This is a genomic window from Melioribacter sulfuriphilus (assembly GCF_051488685.1).
Classification (GTDB): Bacteria; Bacteroidota; Ignavibacteria; order Ignavibacteriales; family Melioribacteraceae; genus Melioribacter.
Genome location: NZ_JBPSEH010000003.1, coordinates 250,101 through 267,598 on the forward strand (window position 1 = coordinate 250,101; position 17,498 = coordinate 267,598).

Below are 17,498 nucleotides of genomic sequence, written 5' to 3' on the forward strand. Positions count from 1 at the left end.
TAACGTTTGCAGCTAATTCTTTTGCTGTTACAATCAGCATTATATTTCAGGTTATTCGTTGTGGGTTATAGAATCTTTCAATCGCTCCTTTTATTAAAAAAACTGATTATGATAAGTGTACTCGCATTTAACATAGCCACTAAAATCTCGGCTAGTTTCAATCCAAACGTATATTTGAAAGATTTTGGTTTTTTGCTCAAGCATATTGCAATGTAGGTAATGATTATTCAATACCAATACTTAAGTTGTGGATTACTTCGGAAATGAGCGATAAACTGCCGGAAATGAATTCGCCAATTACTTTAGCTTTTGCTATAAAAAAGTTTAGAGCTATATAATTAACAAATTCTTTTCTGATGTTTCAGAATCATGTTTGTGTGAATGAATGTGTAATATATTTCACTCTTATTGTAATAGTGGACAGATAAGTTCAACCCGTTTGTTGAAAAAATTATAACCTATGAATCAAACTGACATAAGTATTCCATTAACTCAAATTATCCACATTGTGTTGATACTTTGCAGATAAATCCAACCCAACATTTTCACTTAGCGGAATTGCATAGCGAGTTCCGATACTAAAGCCCCATTCAGTTTTTGAATCTGAGGTATTAGCCGGACCAACCCAGCTGTACAAAATGGAAAACGGTTTCAGCCATCCCATACCAGCCGTTTACAAAATAATACTTTGTGCAGACTACTAATGAAACTACTGAATTTGTGAAACCATTGCTTTCTGCAAAACCAAGATAGTCAGGTTATTCCCAATCGGTGCCTAAAACATCAAAAAAATCACTCATTGGAAAATTTAATTGTGTCCCTCTGCTCAAAATGTTTGAACTTTTTGGTGAGGAAGCGTTAGAATTGCTTATTATTGTGGAGCGGCACAACGCCGCTCCGTTTATTGTCAGTTTATTAATGAACTTTTATTTTGCTGCACAATCGATACAAACGTGTTTACCGTTTTTTATTCTTCCATATCCTTCGACTGTCATTTCGCCGCACTCTTCGCAAACGAATCCGTTAAAGCTGTCTTTCTTTGGTTCGAGTTTATAATCAAACACTTCGGAAATGTTTAACAACATTTCTTCGGGTGCATTCATAACCTTTTGAATTAAAGGTTCAACAACTTCATCAGGAACCTGGCTCGCAGGAATTCCTTTTTCTCTGTACTCTTTGAAAAAGTCAGTCTGCTTGTTTGCAAGCATTGCTTCTGCTTTAGGCGTAACACGTACAGCTTTACCAGTTGCTTTGTCTACAACTGTAACAGCCCATTTCCCTTTGTGTGTTTTTTTGATGTTGCCTTTTCCAAAAGTAGTTCCCATAATTACCTGCAAACCATCTGCGTAACAAGTAGCACAGTGGTCCTCGCCAAGATCAACATACGCGAGTATCTGTCCGTCTTTGGCTCTTTCAACTCCGAGCTTGTTCATTGCTGCTGCGCCCACTCTTAACCCCATTGGCATTGCAGGACATTTATGTCCGTGGAACTTTTGTCCAAATTCTAACCATTCTTTTGGATTAACCATATTATAACTCCCTATTTTTATGAACGTTTATTTAATTAAAAAATATCTGATACTGTATTTGAAAAAAATATGTATTACCATCTTCATTAAACTGAGTTTTTAAATCAGCCATTATTTTATTTTTTTGTGTAAAGTAATAATTCATACCAATTAGATACCATTCGTTGTTATTTGTCTCGGGAATTAAATCATCATATTTTTCAATTTGTGCCAGCATTTGAAAATTTTTTGATAGATAATATCCTGCATAGGCATAATATCCCCAAGCATTCTTATTGATAATATTTGTTTTTACAAGTTCACTCTGGAATTCAAATTTATTGAACCTAAATTCTGATTGAAATCCATAACGATAATCATTGCCAGTTATAAATTCATGTGGGGGAAATATCCTGGCTAAAATTTGATTATCTAAATATCTGTAAGCAAAAGATGCCCCTATAGTTAAAAGTTCATCTTTATTGTTAAAAATATTGTAACTAATTTTTGAGGTGTAAAGAAGTTTATTGCTGATATTCCTGCCCGGTGTTTTCTGATTGCCATTAAAAATTCCGATACTAAATTTCATATTTGAATTGAGCAAATCAAAATTACCTTCAAGACCAATTTCTCGTGCTGAACTTTTATCTCCATGGATTAAGTTATTGATTACATTTGCTCGTTCTAATACCGGAATAAAAGCATCGGATTGCATTCTTTGCAAAGTAAAGTTCGGAACAAACTTACCAATCCTCAAAAATCCAACTTTATATTTTATATCAACAAAAGCATCCTGTAGGTATAAATTTTCATCAGTAGCTGAACGGTAAACTACCTGAACTTTATAAGTTACATTTTGCAGCTCGGGCGCTTTCCCATCAATCCAGAGTTTTGCTCTACGAATCATAAAATCATTCATATTATCAAAGTTGGTACTGAATCTTGTTTGAATGTAACCGTGCAATTCTGGTTCCGTATTTTGTGCCGATAGTGATAGACCAAAAATGAAATATACTATCAATGTTGAAATTCTTATATCATTGAGAGTAGCATGGAGTAATCTTATATGCTTAAATAAATTATATCTTCTCTCTGATTTTAAATTAGTAATGAAATGGACTAATAATTTCATATTACACCCAAAATCAGTTTAATTGCTATTCCAAGAAGCACAATAGCATACACTTGCTTGACCATTTTTGGTTTTGCTTTACCTGACATAAACATTGCTCCAAGTTGTGAAGCAATAATCACTGCAATCACGACTAGAATTGTTAGAGTCCAATTCATTTTTCCTTCGGCTGCGTGTCCTAAATATCCGCTGAAGGATGAGAATGTAACAACAAATGCAGTTGTAGCTGCTGCTTCTTTAGTTTTGTATCCCATCCACATCAATATTGGCGCGATTATAAATCCGCCACCGATGCCGAGCAATCCACCTGCAAAACCGGCAAAAGCTCCAACTCCGCTACCAATTAAAGAACGCTTTTTCAATGGCATTACTTCTTCTGGTTCTTTTTGATTTGAAGCCCAAAGAGTTCTTACTGCAGCCACTATAACTGCAAGTGCGAATAGGAGCATCAGAGGTTTTTCAGCAACAAACTGAGATGTGTAAGCCCCAATAGGTGAAAAGATTAACGCAGCAATTGCCATCGCTGCGCCGCCTTTCCAATCGACTAATTTTTTTCTTGAGTACGGTATTAGTGCAAGTAATGTGTTCAATCCATTTAATAATAAACCAAGCGGTATTGCTACTTCCTTCATTGAAAATCCCGCCCATTTGAGGATAGGTACATAAACCATACCCCCACCCAAGCCAAGCATAGCAAAGACGAAGGAAACAATAAATATTAAGATTGATACAATCAGGTATAACATATTTTTTCTCTTGATTTCTTTAGTAATTGCAAACGAGTTTTTTTGAGAAACGGCCTTTTATAATCAAATGGAAAGTTTCTTCATTTCGGTCCTAGTAATGACTTTATTATCCAATATTTGGTAAATGAATTATTACTTCTTCCTTTGTTCTTTCGGAACAGGGGATACATACTTTCTTCCCATCTTTAACACGCAAGTACCTTTCAAAAACATATTCACCGCATACTTCGCATTTAGCTTTATTGAAAGAACCTTTAACCGGTTGATAGTGAAAATCTTTTAAGATAGTCACTTCAAATAATTCTTCGTTGGAAGCATTAAGGACTATATCAATAATATCTTTTCTAATTTCCTCTGGAATTTCGGTTGGCTCAATACCTTGTTTACGATATTCAAAGAATTCGTGAGGTGCTAGTTTATCCTGAAATTCGTTTTTAAGAAAAATTCTTACTGCATCTTTCTTACCAGGGTACCAAAAAATTGCTGCAATTTTTCCGTAGTTCAATCTTTCAATCATACCTTTTCCAAAAGTTGCCCCAGTTGCCGCCATAATTCCATCCTGCATACAGCCTTGCGGATGGCCAACACCCATTTCAGAAAATACATGCATTTCGTGGTTTAGACTTTTTGCAACAGCAAGTTTTTCAAGAGCCAATGTTCCCATTCTGTAACCAATTGGCATAAATGGGCATCGATGCCCATGAAATTCAAAGCTCCATTCTGGTAATTGAAACATAATAACCTCCTAATGCAATTTTTCCGTGTGATCAATTATTGTATTGTTAAGAACAGCCTGGACTGCTTCATCAATATTTTTTATATCAGTAACAATTGGCCTTATATTTAATTGAATCAAGCTTTGGTAAGCACCGGTTCTCATTCCGCGTGCAAGTAAAATCTGGCAATCTTTAATTGCTTCTGCCATACTTACGTGTTTATTATGTGAATGTTCATCCATACCATGCAGTTCATTAGCCCGGTGATGATGTGCTTCTCGCGCAAAATTATGATGGTCAAGTTTTTCCCGGCGTTCTCTTTTAATGACTTTACCGTTTTCGATAAACAGCACTTCATAAAATCTTGCTCTTCCAAAGTGTTGACTTATAGTAACTCCATCATCGGTAACTGCAGCGATGTTGATGTTTTGATTTTTCATTTTAGGCTTCCTTTAATAAGTAATCGTTCACTCACTTATTATAACAAAAAATTTTATTTTTTTTCTAATACTCTTTTTATTAAGCAGATCATTTTTTCACAAAATTTTTCTTTCTTTGGTTCAACTTTTTGTAGAATCATTTCAATATTCAATGAAATTGGTATTCCCATATAAAGTGTAGCAACGTTATCAATATTTAACGATTTATCCCAGAGTCCCTCATTCATACCTTGTTTAATAATTCTGCTTATAAATTCTTTTTGTGTAAGCAAAATATCTCGCAAGCCACTCTTTAATTGCGAGTCGTTCATATGAGCAGCTTCGGAAAATAAAAGAATGGTAATTCCTCTGTTTTCGACAAGATATTTAATATGCTTACAAAGAAATTTGAAGAGTTTTTCTTCTGCATTAAGATCGGCCGAATAGGTTATTTCTTCTTGAGCTGCCAATAACTCATTTTTTACATCTTCAAGTATTGATAACATTATATCTTTTTTAGAAGAATAATGACGGAAAATAGCGCCTTCGGTAACTCCTATTTTTGAAGCTAAGTTTCTTGTAGATAGTTTTCCTATGCCTTCCGTAGAAATGATATCAAGTACTGCTTTTTTTATCTGCGCTTGTCTTGTTTCTGTATTTAATCTTTCTGTTGCCATTTTTCTACATAAAAGTAAACACTCACTTACTAAAATACATCTTTAAATTTTATTGTCAAGTACTTAATAAAAATAATTTTTTGATATGATTGAAGTCATAGTTAAAAAGTATCATTTCCGCATAAATGGTGCATATTACTTTCTCCTGTATAGTAATACCAATAAGAATTTAAATGTTCTTTACAGGTGTAGTGTTTACTAAAATATTATTCATCCCAGAAATACATCTTGGCCTCTGTTGAATATGGATGAGTACTCTGTATCTCTTTTAATGTCTTTCTAAGTAATGAATTATCCTTTATTTTGATGTAGCGTGCTGTTTCTCTGGCGATTAAAAGTTTTGGATAAAGTGATGTATCTATTAACTCATCAATATCTTTATCAATAATTTTTATTATATCCTCGTATCTGCCACGTGGCATAATTGTTTCAGCAATTCCTATTCTTAGCATCGCCCTGAATTCTTCCGCCGGCAGATAACCATTAAAATGAAAATAAGAATTGCCATTTTGATCAAGGAAATAGAATGCCGGAGTCCAGTAAGCTCCGAGCAACTTTCTAACTTCTCTGTCTTTAATCAAATCAAGTTTCAGAGGTACAAACCATTCATTCATCTCCTCAAGAACTTTTTTATCGAGATATGTCGTCGTGTTCATTTTTTTACAACCGCCGCAATTATCCATTTCAAATTGAAGAAGAATTAGTTTGTGCGTTTTTATCGCTTCTTCTTTTGCTTGTTCAAGATTTTTCAACCATTCCATGATTATTCCTTTCATAAATTTTATTTACAATTTTTTAGTTTACTAAATTATCACTTTATTTTAAACAAATTTCATACATCACTGGCAATTTCCGAATTATCACTCTTTCCCGCTGAAACAATTTTAAACGGAGAACAACAAGGGACTCCCTCATCTGCACTTCTCAAATAGGAGGCATGTATTTGGAAATTTACGACATCAAACGGATTACCGGCAACCAATGTTTTAAGAATTTTGTGCAATTCTTTTTCTCCAAATTGTTCGGCGAATTCAAGTTTTATTCTTGTTGTTAATTTTGCTTGATACAGCTTTTGCTTTTGCCTTTTCTTTTAGAATTTTTTCCTCGCGTTTTTCTTTTCCTTCTTTTCTTACTTGCGTAAATATTTTTATATTCTTTCTCAAATTTCCATATCATATCACGACCTGGAAAAGTAATTGCTTCTATTGAACAAGCCGTAGAGCAAGTTGAGCAGTCAACCATACAATTGTAATTTGTTTCCTCAGTCGCTTTACAAGTAGTTTTGTTATACTTAAATACTTAGCGTCCGCAGTTTATAATAACACAACTCGCAGCCGGTGCACTTATCCACATTAGTAGCTGTAAACCACGTAATTTCTCTTCTTGATATTCTGTGCCAAAACTGAATTGATATTTTTACCAATTAAAAAATCTCATAATTATGTTCTTATAAAGTTGCCAGATACGGCTTACTAAACTCGCTCATAAATTTGTTGAAGTTTTTTTTGGCTTCTTCAAAATTATCATCTTTAATTCCTTCCTGCCACAAGCGCACTAATTCTTCTACAGGAGCAAAAAGTTCATTAAACTTTGCATCGTTTTTTTTTCTGCTGATAGGATTTTACTTTCCGATAAACCACGTCAACAATTTCAAGATGATTTTTTGCCCCTTCAACATTTCCAGCGAGATACATATCCATTACATTTTTTATTTCTGCTCTCCATGAAAACATCAAGTCAGTTAAATCTGTTCTGCCGTTATTCCTGTGCATCTTTCCAAAAGTCATACAATAATATGGACAATACTTTTGTGCGAGTCGATATTGTTTCTTCTCTGCTCTTTCTCGAATAACATTTGTATTGTCCATTAGATCTTCAAAATAAGTTTTCCACAATGGATCCTTTGCATATTCAGCCGGCGGATTATTCAAATATTTCTCAGCGAGAATTTTTAATTCAGCATCAAGTTCATCAAGTTTTTTAATGAATTTCTCATGCTCAAATGTGTCCATATTCTTCAGCATGCCACAAGTTACTATTGCCTTCTTATGCCAAGGGGCAATTTCATCATCAAATTCGCTGCGGTTGATTGTTTGGGTTAAAGAATAGCTGCTTATTGCGAAGAAAGACAGAATAAATAAGAGTTTTTGAGTTTTCATCTTATAGTCCTTTTTTCTTTAATATTTCTATTTAACAGCGTTGCTAATTATTAATTCTTTCTTCTTTCAAAAATCAAATACAAGGCAGGGAGAAAGAGAAATACCAGTACTAAACCAAATATCAATCCTCCAATTACAGCAATTGCCATTGGCTTCAATAATTCCGTTCCTTCGCCTATACTTAACGCAAGCGGGAGTAGACCAATTATTCCAACAATGTCAGTCATCAAAATTGGACGTAAACGGACAACTGCTGCTTTTTGAATTGCTTCAATCAAACTCATTCCTTGTTCACGAAGCTGATCTATAAATGTAATAAGAATTACACCTTGATTAATTTCAATTCCAGCAAGGATGATAAAACCAATCATCACCGTTACGCCTATTGGCTGATTGGTAAGATAAAGAGCATAGGAGACTCCAATAAGTGAGAGTGGAACTCGAATAAGAATAATGAACGGTTTAATAAAATCCTCGAAGTTGATTACAAGCACCACATACGCAAAAAACATCGCTATTAGTAAAATAATTACCATTGTTTGGAAATTTTCTCTTAACATTTGCGATTGGCCGCCAAAATTTATTTTATATCCAAGGGGCAAATTACAACCACTAAGTAGCTTTTGAATATCGGCTGTAGCTTCGCCGACAGTTCTTCCCGTAACGTTCGCTGTTGCTTTGATCACGCGATTCTGGTCCTTTCTATCAATCTCCAGTGGACCCGAACGCTGTTCAACTTTAGCAATTGTGTTTAATCTAATCTTGCTACCATTGCTTGGATAAATTGAAAGATTTTCAACATCACTAACACTTTTAATATCATTTTCATCAACCACAATTCTTATAGGATAGTAGTAACCTTCCTCTTTAAATTGCGTTGGAACGGCTCCGTCAATGCTCGATTTAATTGTGGAAGCTATCTGGTTAACACTTAATCCTTGATCAATCGCTTTAGTTCTATCAACAAATATTTGATATTCCGGTTTAGTAATATCTATCGAAACATCAATGCCTGTTAGGCCATCAACTTGCTTAAGTATATTTGAAACACGATTTGCATGCTCATAAATATTTTCGATAGGCTCGCTGCGTGGAGCAATTACTTCTACTTCTATATCGAACTCACCGGTTTGTTTTATTCCTTTCAGCTTCGTGTGAAATACTTTCATCTTCAATCCAGGGAATTTTATATTTTGCTGAACTAACGGTGTAAGCCATTCGACATATTCATCCGTCGTCATTGGTCTTTGGGAAGGTTTAACAAGCTGGATATTAATCTCGCCTTCATTTGCAATTTCATAAGTTACTAATCCCCATATCTTCCCGCCAGAAAGAGAAGAATATTTATCGATGTATGGCTGCTCTTTAACAAAATTTTCGAGCTGCGAAATAACTTTGTGTGTTTCTTCCATCGGAGAACCGGTGGGCATTTTTATTTTGACTGTTATCTGTCCGTCATCTGCCTTCGGTAAAAATTCAGAACCGATTTTATTTAAGAAAATTAATCCAACAAAAAAAAGTGCAAGGGTAATTAGAACAACAATCCATCGATACTTCAGAGACCATCGAAGCAATGGTTTATATGGTTTAATAATGATTTTTATTAATCCATCAGCAAGTTTAGAAATAATTCCCTTTTTAACATGAACTGGCTTGCCTTCCTTAAAGAAAAGGGAAGTTAGTGTTGGCGTTAAGGTTAATGCCACAATTAATGACAATGTGATGGTTATGGCAACAGTTATTATCAATTCCTTAAACAAAAGAGAAACCAAACCTGAGACTAAAAGGAAAGGAAGAAATAAAGCGATAAATGTGAGAGTTGCTGTAAGTACAGCACCACTTACTTGTGCTGCACCTTTTTGAACGGGATGTTGTTCTGCAAGCTCTTCTTCTTGAATACGTGTAATATTTTCAAGGACAACGATACAATTATCAAGCAAAACCGTTATCGCCACAACCAATCCCCCGAGTGTAAAGATGTTGATTGAAAAATTCAGGATCTGCATAAAGAAAAAAGTTCCAAGAAGTGTAACGGGAAGTGTAAGCGAAACAATTAAAACTCTTTTCCATCCCGTCAAGAAAAATGCCGTTACGATAACGACAAGAAAAGCTGCGATCAAGGCCGCATCACGAACACCGGCAACTGCAGCACGTATATATTCTGCCTGGTCATAAATTATATTAAGACTTATTGAAGGAGGAATCACTGTTTTTAATTCTTTTAGTTTTTCGGTAACTAAATCCGATACTTCAACAGTATTAGCCCCGGTCTGCTTGAAAACGGAAAGTTTTACACCTTCTACACTATTTAATTTATTTTTTATTCGTTGAATTGCATAGCCATCTTTAACCTCCGCAACATCTTTAAGAAGTACTAATCCTTCGTTCTTTCCTTTAGAAATAATAAGATTCTCTATTTCATTAATATTAGTAAATTCACCGACAGTTCTGACAATATAATCTCTTCTATCAGATATTACTCTTCCACCGAGAAGTTCAAGATTTTCGTCTTTCAAACGTTGTGCAATTTTATCAACGGACAAACCATAACCCTGCAGTTTTAAAGGGTCGATATGGACTCGTATTTCTCTTTTTAATCCACCGGTTATTTCTGTTCCTGCAGTTCCTTCAATGGAAGTAAATTGGTCCTGGAGTTCATTCTCAACGTAAGTCCGCAGTTTTGTTAAATCCAGTTTGTCAGAGGTAATCAGCAAATCCATGACGGGCAATTGAGAAGGATCAGCTTTGAACACAAGCGGCTCTTCGGCATCTTTTGGCAAATTTTTTCTTACCAGTCCAAGTTTTGAGAGCACATCCTGGTAAGCTATATCACGGTCGGCATCGTAAGTAAAATAAACTTGCAGAGCGTACAAACCTTCTGTGCATTGTGATTCCATATAATCAAGGTTGTCAACAGTAGCAATTTTCCGTTCGATTACAGTTGCAATATTATCTTCAATTTCTTCGGGGGTAGCACCTCGCCACGTAACATAAACTTTTATCATCGGATAAGTGATATCTGGCAGAAGGTTTGTTGCGAGTTGTGTATATCCAAGAATACCAATCACAACAATTGCAATCATTAAAACGATAACGGTTGCCGGTCTTTTAATTGATGAAGTTGACAGTCTCATTTCTTTTTCCCGCCTTCATTTTTCGTTTTCTGTTTCTGTACCATAACCTTGATTCCATCTTTTAAAACCTCTTGCCCCATCACAACAATTTTATCTCCTTCATTCAAGCCAGATACTACTTCTGTAAATTTTTCATTCGATATCCCGGTAGTAACAATCTTTTGATAGGCAGTTGTTCCTTCCGAAGGAGTATCCTTTATAATATAAACTATTTTCTCACCTTCTTGATTTACAATGAAAACATCATTGGGAACGATAAGGGCTTTATCCTTTTTATCAGTGATTAGTTCAAGCTCTGCCATCATTCCCGGTGTTATTTCATTTGTGTTATTGATGAGTTTTAATTCAATGGGGAAATTTCTTGTCGCAGCGTCAATTTGTTGATACTTCAGCGTAATCCTGGCTGCGAATTCTTTTTCAGGCATAGCATTAAATTTCACTCTCCGCTTATCGCCCGGTTTAATTTTAGAGAATAAATCCTCCGAGACAGAAGATTTAATTATAAGCGAATTGAAGTCCACAATAGTAAAAAGATTTTGCTTTGCAGAAACTGCACTTCCTAATTCGATAAATTTTTGAGTAATAGTACCGTTTAACGGAGAAATTACCGGAATACCGAGAAATAATTTATCAGCATATTCTAATTCTCTCTTTGCTTGCTCAAGTTGCGAATTCAATTGAGAGTATTCATTACTGTTAATAGAAGTTTTTTTGAGTTTTGATGTTAACTCATCGATTTTATTTTTCGCTTGAGATATAAGCGAGGCTCTTTCCTGCGAAGCAATTATTGCCAGCACTTTATCTTTTCTTACGAATTGATTTTCTTGAACATTTAGCTTTTCAATAAAACCATCTGATGAAGCAACAATAGTCGTCATCACCTTCGCTTCCACTGTACCAATTAGCTTAACTGATTTTGTAATCGGTCTATACTTTATTTCTTCAACTTTTACAAGTGGAGTTTTCGGTTTCGGCTTTTCTGATTTTACTTCCTTTGAGCATCCTGTTATCAGTATTGCCAAAAGAGCAATTGATATAAGTATTTTTGTTTTCATTGATTTCTTTCCATTTTTTATCTAAAAAATCACAATAATCAGAATGCTGATTCAACGGATTTGTCTAACTTATGCTGATCGATTCTGCAAATACCTGCACAGTTATTTCAGTCCGCCCTCTATTGGGTAAAAGGTATTTCATCTCTACCAATGTTGTAATTCAGTTCAGCAATCGTTGATAAAAAATCAATTATAATCTGGTTATAATTCAGTTTAGCAGTCGTTAATATTTTTTCAGCATCCAGTACATCGAGACTACTTCCTTTGCCTATGTTGTATTTCAAATTAGCTGTAGATAAGCTTTCTTCTGCAAGCTTAACAATTTTTTGAGTTCCGCTCAATCTGCTTTTAATATCTTCCAACTTTATTAAATTATTTTTTACACTTGTTTCAAGTTGCTGAAAAATAGCAGATTCATTTTCATTCAATGCATCAATTCGAATTTGAGCCTGCTCGATCTTGTCCTGAAAATTCGCACCGTGGAAGAAGGGGAGAGAATAAGAAATTGTTACTCCAATATTCCAATTAAAATTTCCCATTGGAATTTTACTATCCTCAACATTTGTAATTCCAAATGCATAAAAATTTGGATAATATTCTTTGTTAAATAATTGGATTTCTTTTGCTCTTAGTTCTTTTTGTGTACAAATATTTTCTAAATCGGGGTGCATGTTTCCTAACAAGTTTTTCAATTCGTTTAAGTCATAAATCTTACCCGAATATTTATTCCACCATTCATCGGCATTATCCACTACATCAAAAGAGTCCGCCAATGTGTTCCCACAGAGTACGTTTAAATTATTTCTCTGTACATCAAGCAGATTTTTTGCTTTTGACAGCTCATCAAGTGCGACTTCAATCTGCACGTTCGCTTTAATTACATCAAGATTTGAAACTTTGCCAATGCTGTAGAGAGCCTCAGCATTTTTAAGATGTTCTTTCAACTGTGCGATCGATTCTTCTTGAATCTGCACTGTTCTTTTAGCTTTAAGCAATTCGAGATAATTCTTTGCTATAGAATAAGAAATAGCTAGACGTAATTTTTTTCCAAAGTTTCGATCAATGTTAGCCGTTTCATCAATATATTCTTTTTGCAGCGTATTTTTATTCCAGTCATAAATAAGCTGATTGATTCTGAAATCGGCATAAATGTCATTTAGTGAATTGCCCAGAAGTTTTTGTTTATTTGGAAGAAGGTATTTCCATCTCGAAATGTTCAAATCAAAAAATAACTGCGGCTGGTAATTTTTGTCCAGGTAATCAAGCTGTTTCAATACAGCCTGTATATTTTTATCATTGGCTCTCAATTGTGGATAATTTTCAAATGCAATATTAATAAGTTCATTTAGATTATATTGCTTTTTAGATGTCTGAGCCTCAATGGGTTTAAAGAAAAACAGAGCTATAATTAACGCTACCAACCATACTAAAAATTTTTGTTGCATTATATTTTTTCTCCAACTCTTTTTGCAAATGCCTGATAAATTTGTTTTGCGCGAGACCTGTCAATCGCTTTTGATTTCAGATATTTTATATTTTCGTAAACCATATCAAGCTTTGCAGATGGCAGGCCGAGAATTGCCTCGCTTGATTTTGCATCGGTAGCGTCGCGGCATCCGTAGCATCCGAAGCTCATATTTATCTTTTGAGTCTTGAATGGAAGAACTATAGCATCCACGCATATGGCTTGGAGAATGCTTGTGCTCATATTCAATCTCCCGCCTTCTTCATTCAGATATGCAAGTGAAATCCACATCAGTTTTTCCACTTCATCCTCAATTACAATCACATCTGGATTATCTTCCCAATCTTTCAACGGTTTTGCTTCGATAGCCTCGTATTTACTCTGCTCGAGTCGTGGCATAGCTTCCATTACTTTCACAGCCACATCTTTATCTCTGAATATTCCATAACCTTGCAGCATTGTTCCGTCTTGTAAATTTTTGGGTAGTGGTTTAAATCCCAAAGCCGCTGCGGCAGCCGGACAAGAAATGCCATCTTTTGTCAATACTAATTTTTCACCCTTTCTTGCACGCATAACCAATTGGCAAATTCTGTGATCTTCCGCTTTTGGAATTCCATTTAGAGAATAAGTTTCATAAAATTTAATTCCTACTGGCTCATATTCTAATCCTACCGATTGTATTAATGTTTCTGATATTGTTCTAAATTTTGTTTCCATTTTTAATTCTCCAATAAATACCTGTTTAGTTCAGAATAGATATTTTCTTCTCTTGTAAAACGATGTATCTCTTTATTCTCTGAATCGAGAATGATAACTGTCGGCACGAAATCCACTTTGTATTTCTGCTGAATTTCAAAATCTTCCCAGGTATCAATGATTGCATAATCGAAATTATTTTCTTTACAGAATTTCTGTATTTCAGCTTCTTGATGATAACACATATCCAGCGCGCATTCACAAGACATTGAGGTAGAAAAAACAAGAATTTTTTGTTTAGAAGCTTTAAGCGCTTTCTGATAAAAATAATTATAACTTAGCGAGTTGAACTTATTATTCACAGCCAGGAAAATTTTTTTGAGAGTATCAATATTTTCCACATGCTTTAGCGAGCTCAAAAAAAGATCATATTCGGTTTTTAACTTAGAAGCTACAAATCCAGAATATTCATCAGTATAAGAAGATTTCAGCAAGTTATCTAAGTCGGTATATTTATTCTGATCCGGTAATTTTGAATGATGAAAGGAAATATTAATATCACTTATTTCGTTTCTAAGCTGGTCAATTTTATATTGAGAAAAAGACGTATTATAAAACAAGATTAGGAACAAAATTTTCAAGACTATATATTTCATACAGTACCAAGCAACCTGTATAATGATTAATTATTGTGAATTGTCATTAAGCCATTTTAGAATTTGTTCTTCTTTAGGAACTATACCAAAACTTACTACTTTTTCATCCACTACAAGTCCTGGTGTCATCATTATACCGTAACTCATCATTTCATTTATATCTTCCACTTTTTTAACTTCGGCTTGAATATTGTTTTTCATAACCACATCTCTAACTTTCGCTTCGAGAGCTCTACATTTACTGCAGCCGGGTCCTAATATTTTTACAACCATAGAAACATTCCTCCTTTTAAGTTTATTCGATGAGTTTTTTTTCACACTGTTGAATTTTTTCATAAGCGGTTTTAACAGCATCGTAAAAAATTTGTTTTTCGATTTCCTCGTTAATCGTTCTTGTTCCTATCATGCCCAATAATTCATCAGGGTCTTTCATTGTCTGTAGTATTAATTCCGCTGTACCTTTCATTGTTCCGACAACTAATTTGTTAGCCAATTCTTTATCAAACCCTTTTTGTTCAGTAAATTCCAATAATGATTTAACTGCAGGTAACCAATATGTTGGTCCAACTGCAGTAACTGCGGTCGCAATATTCATCAGTTCTTCATCAATTTCTATCGCGTCACCAAATACGGAAAGTATCTTTTGAACATTTTGTTTCAATTCTTCATTAACGAATTTACCACAGCAGTAGGGATTTACACCTTTGCCAACTTGAGACGGCGTGTTGGGTATAACCCGAACGACGGGAGAATTTTCACATAAGACACTTTCAATCAACCAGGTAGGAATAGCAGCAGCAAGGGAAATGATTAGTTGCTTTTTTACAATCCCACGACAGTTTTCCGATAAAACAATTTTAATTTGTTTTGGAGGTACTGCAAGAAATACAATATCGCCAAACTCAGCAGATTCATTGTTATTTTCGGTCACGCGTATACAGAATTTTTCTTTTAAGTATTCGAGTCTACTCTTATCAACATCCGATACCATTAAATTTTCTTTGGAAGCAAATTCTACATCGAGAAGGCGACTTATAAATACTTCACTAATTTTTCCTCCACCGATGAATGATATTTTTCTTTCTTCTATGTTTTTCATTTTTTAACCTCTAAATAGAATTCAAATTAACGCACCGCTGTATATCCTCCTGGCACACCGGTTTTAGATAAGACAAACTGCCAAAGTTGATTTTTTCTTGCTCTGAAGGAACCGGCCGAGGATAGTAAAAAGTATTTCCACATTCTAAAGAATCTTTCTCCGTATTTATCTTTTATCCTGTCCCAGTTATCAATAAAGTTTTTATACCAGGCCATTAAGGTTTTATCGTAGTCAGCGCCAAAGTTGTGTAAGTCTTCAATTACAAACAGTTTTTCCATTGCTTTACTCAACTGTGCTACAGATGGAAGCATTCCATTCGGGAAAATATATTTATCTGTCCATGGATCACCAGCATTGACGGATTTTAAATTTCCTATCGTATGAAGTAAAAACAATCCATCTTCTTTTAAGCACTTTTCTGCAACCTTAAAGTAAGTTTTATAATTTTTGTAGCCGACGTGTTCTATCATTCCGATACTCACAATACGATCATATTTTTCATTAATATTTCTATAGTCGGTTAAGCGAAATTCAACCGGGAGGCCCTCGCACATTTTACGACCGAGTTCAACTTGCTCTTTTGACACTGTAACTCCGACAACCTCAACGCCGTATTTTTCTGCTGCATATTTACCAAATGCACCCCAACCGCAGCCGATATCGAGAACTCTCATTCCGGGTTCGAGATAAAGTTTTTTACAGATTAGTTCGAGTTTATTTTCCTGTGCTTCATCGAGTGTCTTTGCATTTTTCCAGTAAGCGCAGCTATAGTTCATTCTCTTATCGAGCAGATTCCGGAATAAATCATTGCCAAGATCATAATGCCTTTCGCCAATAATAAACGCTCTCTTTACAGACTGCATATTAATGATTTTTGCAAGAGCAAATCTTGCAAGAATAAAAATGCTCCTTTTTATTTTTTCATCGAGTTTAGCAGTTAACACTTTGTAAATGAATGAATCAATTTCCTTAGCGTCCCACCAACCATCCATATAAGATTCACCGAGTCCAAGTTCGCCTTGAGTGAGAACTCTTTTATAAAACTCATCATTATGAACAGTTATATCCCAAGAATTACTTCCGTTAATTTTTATACCAGCATAACCTAAAATTTCTTCGGCGATATTTTTGTATTTATTTTTCAAGTTAATTTTTACTAATTCTTTCAACTATATCTCATCTCTTTTCCACAAAGAATTTAAAATCTGCATAATAATCATCATAATTGAATATATATTTATGCAGTACTTTTATATTTCTCTCTCAACTCTTGAAGCAGCTTCACAAATTCATTTTTATCAGGAAATGAGATTGCGTTCATTTCACATTCTTTACTACAGGCCGAACAGCCGACAACACAGTTATACGGATTGGCTACTATTGTTGATAATTCTCCTTGAGCAAAAACATTATTGGAGCAAAAATCCAAACAGGCGCCACAACTATTGCACAACTCAGGGTCAATTGTTGGGTACCATGGAATTTTTTCGCGCGGTATTCCCATATATGTTTGACCGGCCATAGCTATACCTCCTCAAGAGCTTTCTTAATGTCATTAAAAGCTGTCTCTGTATTCTTGAAAGATATTGAAACTGGTTTCCAGTTATTGTTCATTTGAACATTTGCGCGTTCAAAACCGTCCCGCAATAATTTTTTTTGTTTTTCTTCTTTGCAAGCTGGTGTAATGTAGGCTACATTATCTTTCAATAAATCAGCCAGGAGATTTTCACCGTTCTCTTCGCATAATCTCGGGTGTAGTAACATATAATCGTGCGGCAGCTCAAGACGGATTCTTTCGGCAAGTTCACCGAAGTTAATATCTTTCATACTCGGGCAAGCAAAGCTACATGTACACATTAAAATTGCTTTTTTTCTTTCTTGGTTTTTTGTTGCAGTGTTCATATTGATATTCCTCCCAATTATTAGTGATATACTTTTATTTTTTCTATTAGGATCATAATACTCAATAAATAATTATCATTCATTCTTTAATGCAGAATTAAATTCAGTTTTGTTTCCTCGACTATATTCCTTTT

Annotated in this window: 21 protein-coding genes; all 21 read right to left on the reverse strand. The window is 34.6% G+C overall.

Annotated elements, in window-relative coordinates; translation table 11 throughout:
* Positions 1 to 77: 77 nt before the first annotated feature.
* The 21 genes from ACSSV9_RS06175 to ACSSV9_RS06275 all read right to left on the reverse strand — a co-directional run bounded on the left by ACSSV9_RS06175 (position 78) and on the right by ACSSV9_RS06275 (position 17,364).
* Positions 78 to 200: a hypothetical protein gene (locus ACSSV9_RS06175; RefSeq protein WP_437346365.1), complete on the reverse strand. Its 123-nt coding sequence runs from the start codon at positions 198 to 200 to the stop codon at positions 78 to 80.
* A 287-nt stretch (positions 201 to 487) separates the two neighbouring features.
* The gene (locus ACSSV9_RS06180; protein WP_437346366.1) at positions 488 to 664 is read right to left on the reverse strand and encodes a hypothetical protein; all 177 of its coding nucleotides are present in this window, start codon (positions 662 to 664) and stop codon (positions 488 to 490) included.
* A gap of 262 nt (positions 665 to 926) precedes the next feature.
* The gene (locus ACSSV9_RS06185) at positions 927 to 1,529 is read right to left on the reverse strand and encodes an FmdE family protein (protein WP_437346367.1); all 603 of its coding nucleotides are present in this window, start codon (positions 1,527 to 1,529) and stop codon (positions 927 to 929) included.
* Between the two features lie 31 nt (positions 1,530 to 1,560).
* Complete coding sequence (locus tag ACSSV9_RS06190; protein ID WP_437346368.1) at positions 1,561 to 2,640, reverse strand: porin; 1,080 nt, start codon at positions 2,638 to 2,640, stop codon at positions 1,561 to 1,563.
* Positions 2,637 to 3,386: a sulfite exporter TauE/SafE family protein gene (locus ACSSV9_RS06195; RefSeq protein WP_437346369.1), complete on the reverse strand. Its 750-nt coding sequence runs from the start codon at positions 3,384 to 3,386 to the stop codon at positions 2,637 to 2,639. Before ACSSV9_RS06195 ends, ACSSV9_RS06190 begins: the two co-directional genes overlap by 4 nt.
* A 106-nt stretch (positions 3,387 to 3,492) precedes the next feature.
* Positions 3,493 to 4,122, reverse strand: coding sequence for an FmdE family protein (locus ACSSV9_RS06200; protein ID WP_437346370.1), 630 nt, complete (start codon positions 4,120 to 4,122; stop codon positions 3,493 to 3,495).
* A gap of 9 nt (positions 4,123 to 4,131) precedes the next feature.
* Positions 4,132 to 4,542: a NifB/NifX family molybdenum-iron cluster-binding protein gene (locus ACSSV9_RS06205; RefSeq protein ID WP_437346371.1), complete on the reverse strand. Its 411-nt coding sequence runs from the start codon at positions 4,540 to 4,542 to the stop codon at positions 4,132 to 4,134.
* A 53-nt stretch (positions 4,543 to 4,595) separates the two neighbouring features.
* On the reverse strand, positions 4,596 to 5,198 hold the full coding sequence (locus ACSSV9_RS06210) for a TetR/AcrR family transcriptional regulator (protein ID WP_437346372.1): 603 nt from the start codon (positions 5,196 to 5,198) through the stop codon (positions 4,596 to 4,598).
* 206 nt (positions 5,199 to 5,404) lie between these two features.
* A complete protein-coding gene (locus ACSSV9_RS06215) occupies positions 5,405 to 5,974 on the reverse strand; it encodes a thioredoxin family protein (protein ID WP_437346373.1) in 570 nt (189 codons plus the stop codon).
* Positions 5,975 to 6,229: 255 nt separating this feature from the next.
* Positions 6,230 to 6,361: a hypothetical protein gene (locus tag ACSSV9_RS06220; protein ID WP_437346374.1), complete on the reverse strand. Its 132-nt coding sequence runs from the start codon at positions 6,359 to 6,361 to the stop codon at positions 6,230 to 6,232.
* A gap of 420 nt (positions 6,362 to 6,781) precedes the next feature.
* Positions 6,782 to 7,357: a hypothetical protein gene (locus ACSSV9_RS06225; protein WP_437346375.1), complete on the reverse strand. Its 576-nt coding sequence runs from the start codon at positions 7,355 to 7,357 to the stop codon at positions 6,782 to 6,784.
* Positions 7,358 to 7,407: 50 nt separating this feature from the next.
* Positions 7,408 to 10,491, reverse strand: coding sequence for an efflux RND transporter permease subunit (locus ACSSV9_RS06230; RefSeq protein WP_437346376.1), 3,084 nt, complete (start codon positions 10,489 to 10,491; stop codon positions 7,408 to 7,410).
* The gene (locus ACSSV9_RS06235; RefSeq protein ID WP_437346377.1) at positions 10,488 to 11,546 is read right to left on the reverse strand and encodes an efflux RND transporter periplasmic adaptor subunit; all 1,059 of its coding nucleotides are present in this window, start codon (positions 11,544 to 11,546) and stop codon (positions 10,488 to 10,490) included. Before ACSSV9_RS06235 ends, ACSSV9_RS06230 begins: the two co-directional genes overlap by 4 nt.
* Positions 11,547 to 11,665: 119 nt before the next feature.
* Entirely contained in the window at positions 11,666 to 12,991 is a 1,326-nt protein-coding gene (locus ACSSV9_RS06240; RefSeq protein WP_437346378.1) for a TolC family protein, read from the reverse strand.
* On the reverse strand, positions 12,991 to 13,728 hold the full coding sequence (locus ACSSV9_RS06245) for a DUF169 domain-containing protein (RefSeq protein ID WP_437346379.1): 738 nt from the start codon (positions 13,726 to 13,728) through the stop codon (positions 12,991 to 12,993). The genes ACSSV9_RS06240 and ACSSV9_RS06245 overlap by 1 nt, the downstream gene beginning before the upstream one ends.
* 2 nt (positions 13,729 to 13,730) lie before the next feature.
* Positions 13,731 to 14,363, reverse strand: a complete 633-nt coding sequence (locus tag ACSSV9_RS06250; RefSeq protein WP_437346380.1) for a TlpA family protein disulfide reductase — start codon at positions 14,361 to 14,363, stop codon at positions 13,731 to 13,733.
* 30 nt (positions 14,364 to 14,393) lie between these two features.
* On the reverse strand, positions 14,394 to 14,636 hold the full coding sequence (locus tag ACSSV9_RS06255) for a thioredoxin family protein (RefSeq protein ID WP_437346381.1): 243 nt from the start codon (positions 14,634 to 14,636) through the stop codon (positions 14,394 to 14,396).
* A 22-nt stretch (positions 14,637 to 14,658) separates the two neighbouring features.
* Positions 14,659 to 15,462, reverse strand: coding sequence for a pyrroline-5-carboxylate reductase family protein (locus ACSSV9_RS06260; protein ID WP_437346382.1), 804 nt, complete (start codon positions 15,460 to 15,462; stop codon positions 14,659 to 14,661).
* Positions 15,463 to 15,488: 26 nt separating this feature from the next.
* Positions 15,489 to 16,631: a cyclopropane fatty acyl phospholipid synthase gene (gene cfa / locus ACSSV9_RS06265; protein ID WP_437346383.1), complete on the reverse strand. Its 1,143-nt coding sequence runs from the start codon at positions 16,629 to 16,631 to the stop codon at positions 15,489 to 15,491.
* A 68-nt stretch (positions 16,632 to 16,699) separates the two neighbouring features.
* Positions 16,700 to 16,984 carry an ATP-binding protein gene (locus ACSSV9_RS06270; RefSeq protein WP_437346384.1) on the reverse strand — a complete coding sequence of 95 codons (285 nt, stop codon included), beginning with the start codon at positions 16,982 to 16,984 and terminating at the stop codon, positions 16,700 to 16,702.
* A 2-nt stretch (positions 16,985 to 16,986) separates the two neighbouring features.
* Positions 16,987 to 17,364, reverse strand: a complete 378-nt coding sequence (locus ACSSV9_RS06275; protein ID WP_437346385.1) for a hypothetical protein — start codon at positions 17,362 to 17,364, stop codon at positions 16,987 to 16,989.
* Positions 17,365 to 17,498: the final 134 nt, after the last annotated feature.

Excerpts from the sequence above, each read along its gene's own strand:
- ACSSV9_RS06180 (WP_437346366.1), bottom strand. The coding sequence starts at position 664 with ATGGGATGGCTGAAACCGTTTTCCATTTTGTACAGCTGGGTTGGTCCG.
- ACSSV9_RS06185 (WP_437346367.1), bottom strand. The coding sequence starts at position 1,529 with ATGGTTAATCCAAAAGAATGGTTAGAATTTGGACAAAAGTTCCACGGA.
- ACSSV9_RS06190 (WP_437346368.1), bottom strand. The coding sequence starts at position 2,640 with ATGAAATTATTAGTCCATTTCATTACTAATTTAAAATCAGAGAGAAGA.
- ACSSV9_RS06195 (WP_437346369.1), bottom strand. The coding sequence starts at position 3,386 with ATGTTATACCTGATTGTATCAATCTTAATATTTATTGTTTCCTTCGTC.
- ACSSV9_RS06200 (WP_437346370.1), bottom strand. The coding sequence starts at position 4,122 with ATGTTTCAATTACCAGAATGGAGCTTTGAATTTCATGGGCATCGATGC.
- ACSSV9_RS06205 (WP_437346371.1), bottom strand. The coding sequence starts at position 4,542 with ATGAAAAATCAAAACATCAACATCGCTGCAGTTACCGATGATGGAGTT.
- ACSSV9_RS06210 (WP_437346372.1), bottom strand. The coding sequence starts at position 5,198 with ATGGCAACAGAAAGATTAAATACAGAAACAAGACAAGCGCAGATAAAA.
- ACSSV9_RS06215 (WP_437346373.1), bottom strand. The coding sequence starts at position 5,974 with ATGAAAGGAATAATCATGGAATGGTTGAAAAATCTTGAACAAGCAAAA.
- ACSSV9_RS06225 (WP_437346375.1), bottom strand. The coding sequence starts at position 7,357 with ATGAAAACTCAAAAACTCTTATTTATTCTGTCTTTCTTCGCAATAAGC.
- ACSSV9_RS06230 (WP_437346376.1), bottom strand. The coding sequence starts at position 10,491 with ATGAGACTGTCAACTTCATCAATTAAAAGACCGGCAACCGTTATCGTT.
- ACSSV9_RS06235 (WP_437346377.1), bottom strand. The coding sequence starts at position 11,546 with ATGAAAACAAAAATACTTATATCAATTGCTCTTTTGGCAATACTGATA.
- ACSSV9_RS06240 (WP_437346378.1), bottom strand. The coding sequence starts at position 12,991 with ATGCAACAAAAATTTTTAGTATGGTTGGTAGCGTTAATTATAGCTCTG.
- ACSSV9_RS06245 (WP_437346379.1), bottom strand. The coding sequence starts at position 13,728 with ATGGAAACAAAATTTAGAACAATATCAGAAACATTAATACAATCGGTA.
- ACSSV9_RS06250 (WP_437346380.1), bottom strand. The coding sequence starts at position 14,363 with ATGAAATATATAGTCTTGAAAATTTTGTTCCTAATCTTGTTTTATAAT.
- ACSSV9_RS06255 (WP_437346381.1), bottom strand. The coding sequence starts at position 14,636 with ATGGTTGTAAAAATATTAGGACCCGGCTGCAGTAAATGTAGAGCTCTC.
- ACSSV9_RS06260 (WP_437346382.1), bottom strand. The coding sequence starts at position 15,462 with ATGAAAAACATAGAAGAAAGAAAAATATCATTCATCGGTGGAGGAAAA.
- ACSSV9_RS06270 (WP_437346384.1), bottom strand. The coding sequence starts at position 16,984 with ATGGCCGGTCAAACATATATGGGAATACCGCGCGAAAAAATTCCATGG.
- ACSSV9_RS06275 (WP_437346385.1), bottom strand. The coding sequence starts at position 17,364 with ATGAACACTGCAACAAAAAACCAAGAAAGAAAAAAAGCAATTTTAATG.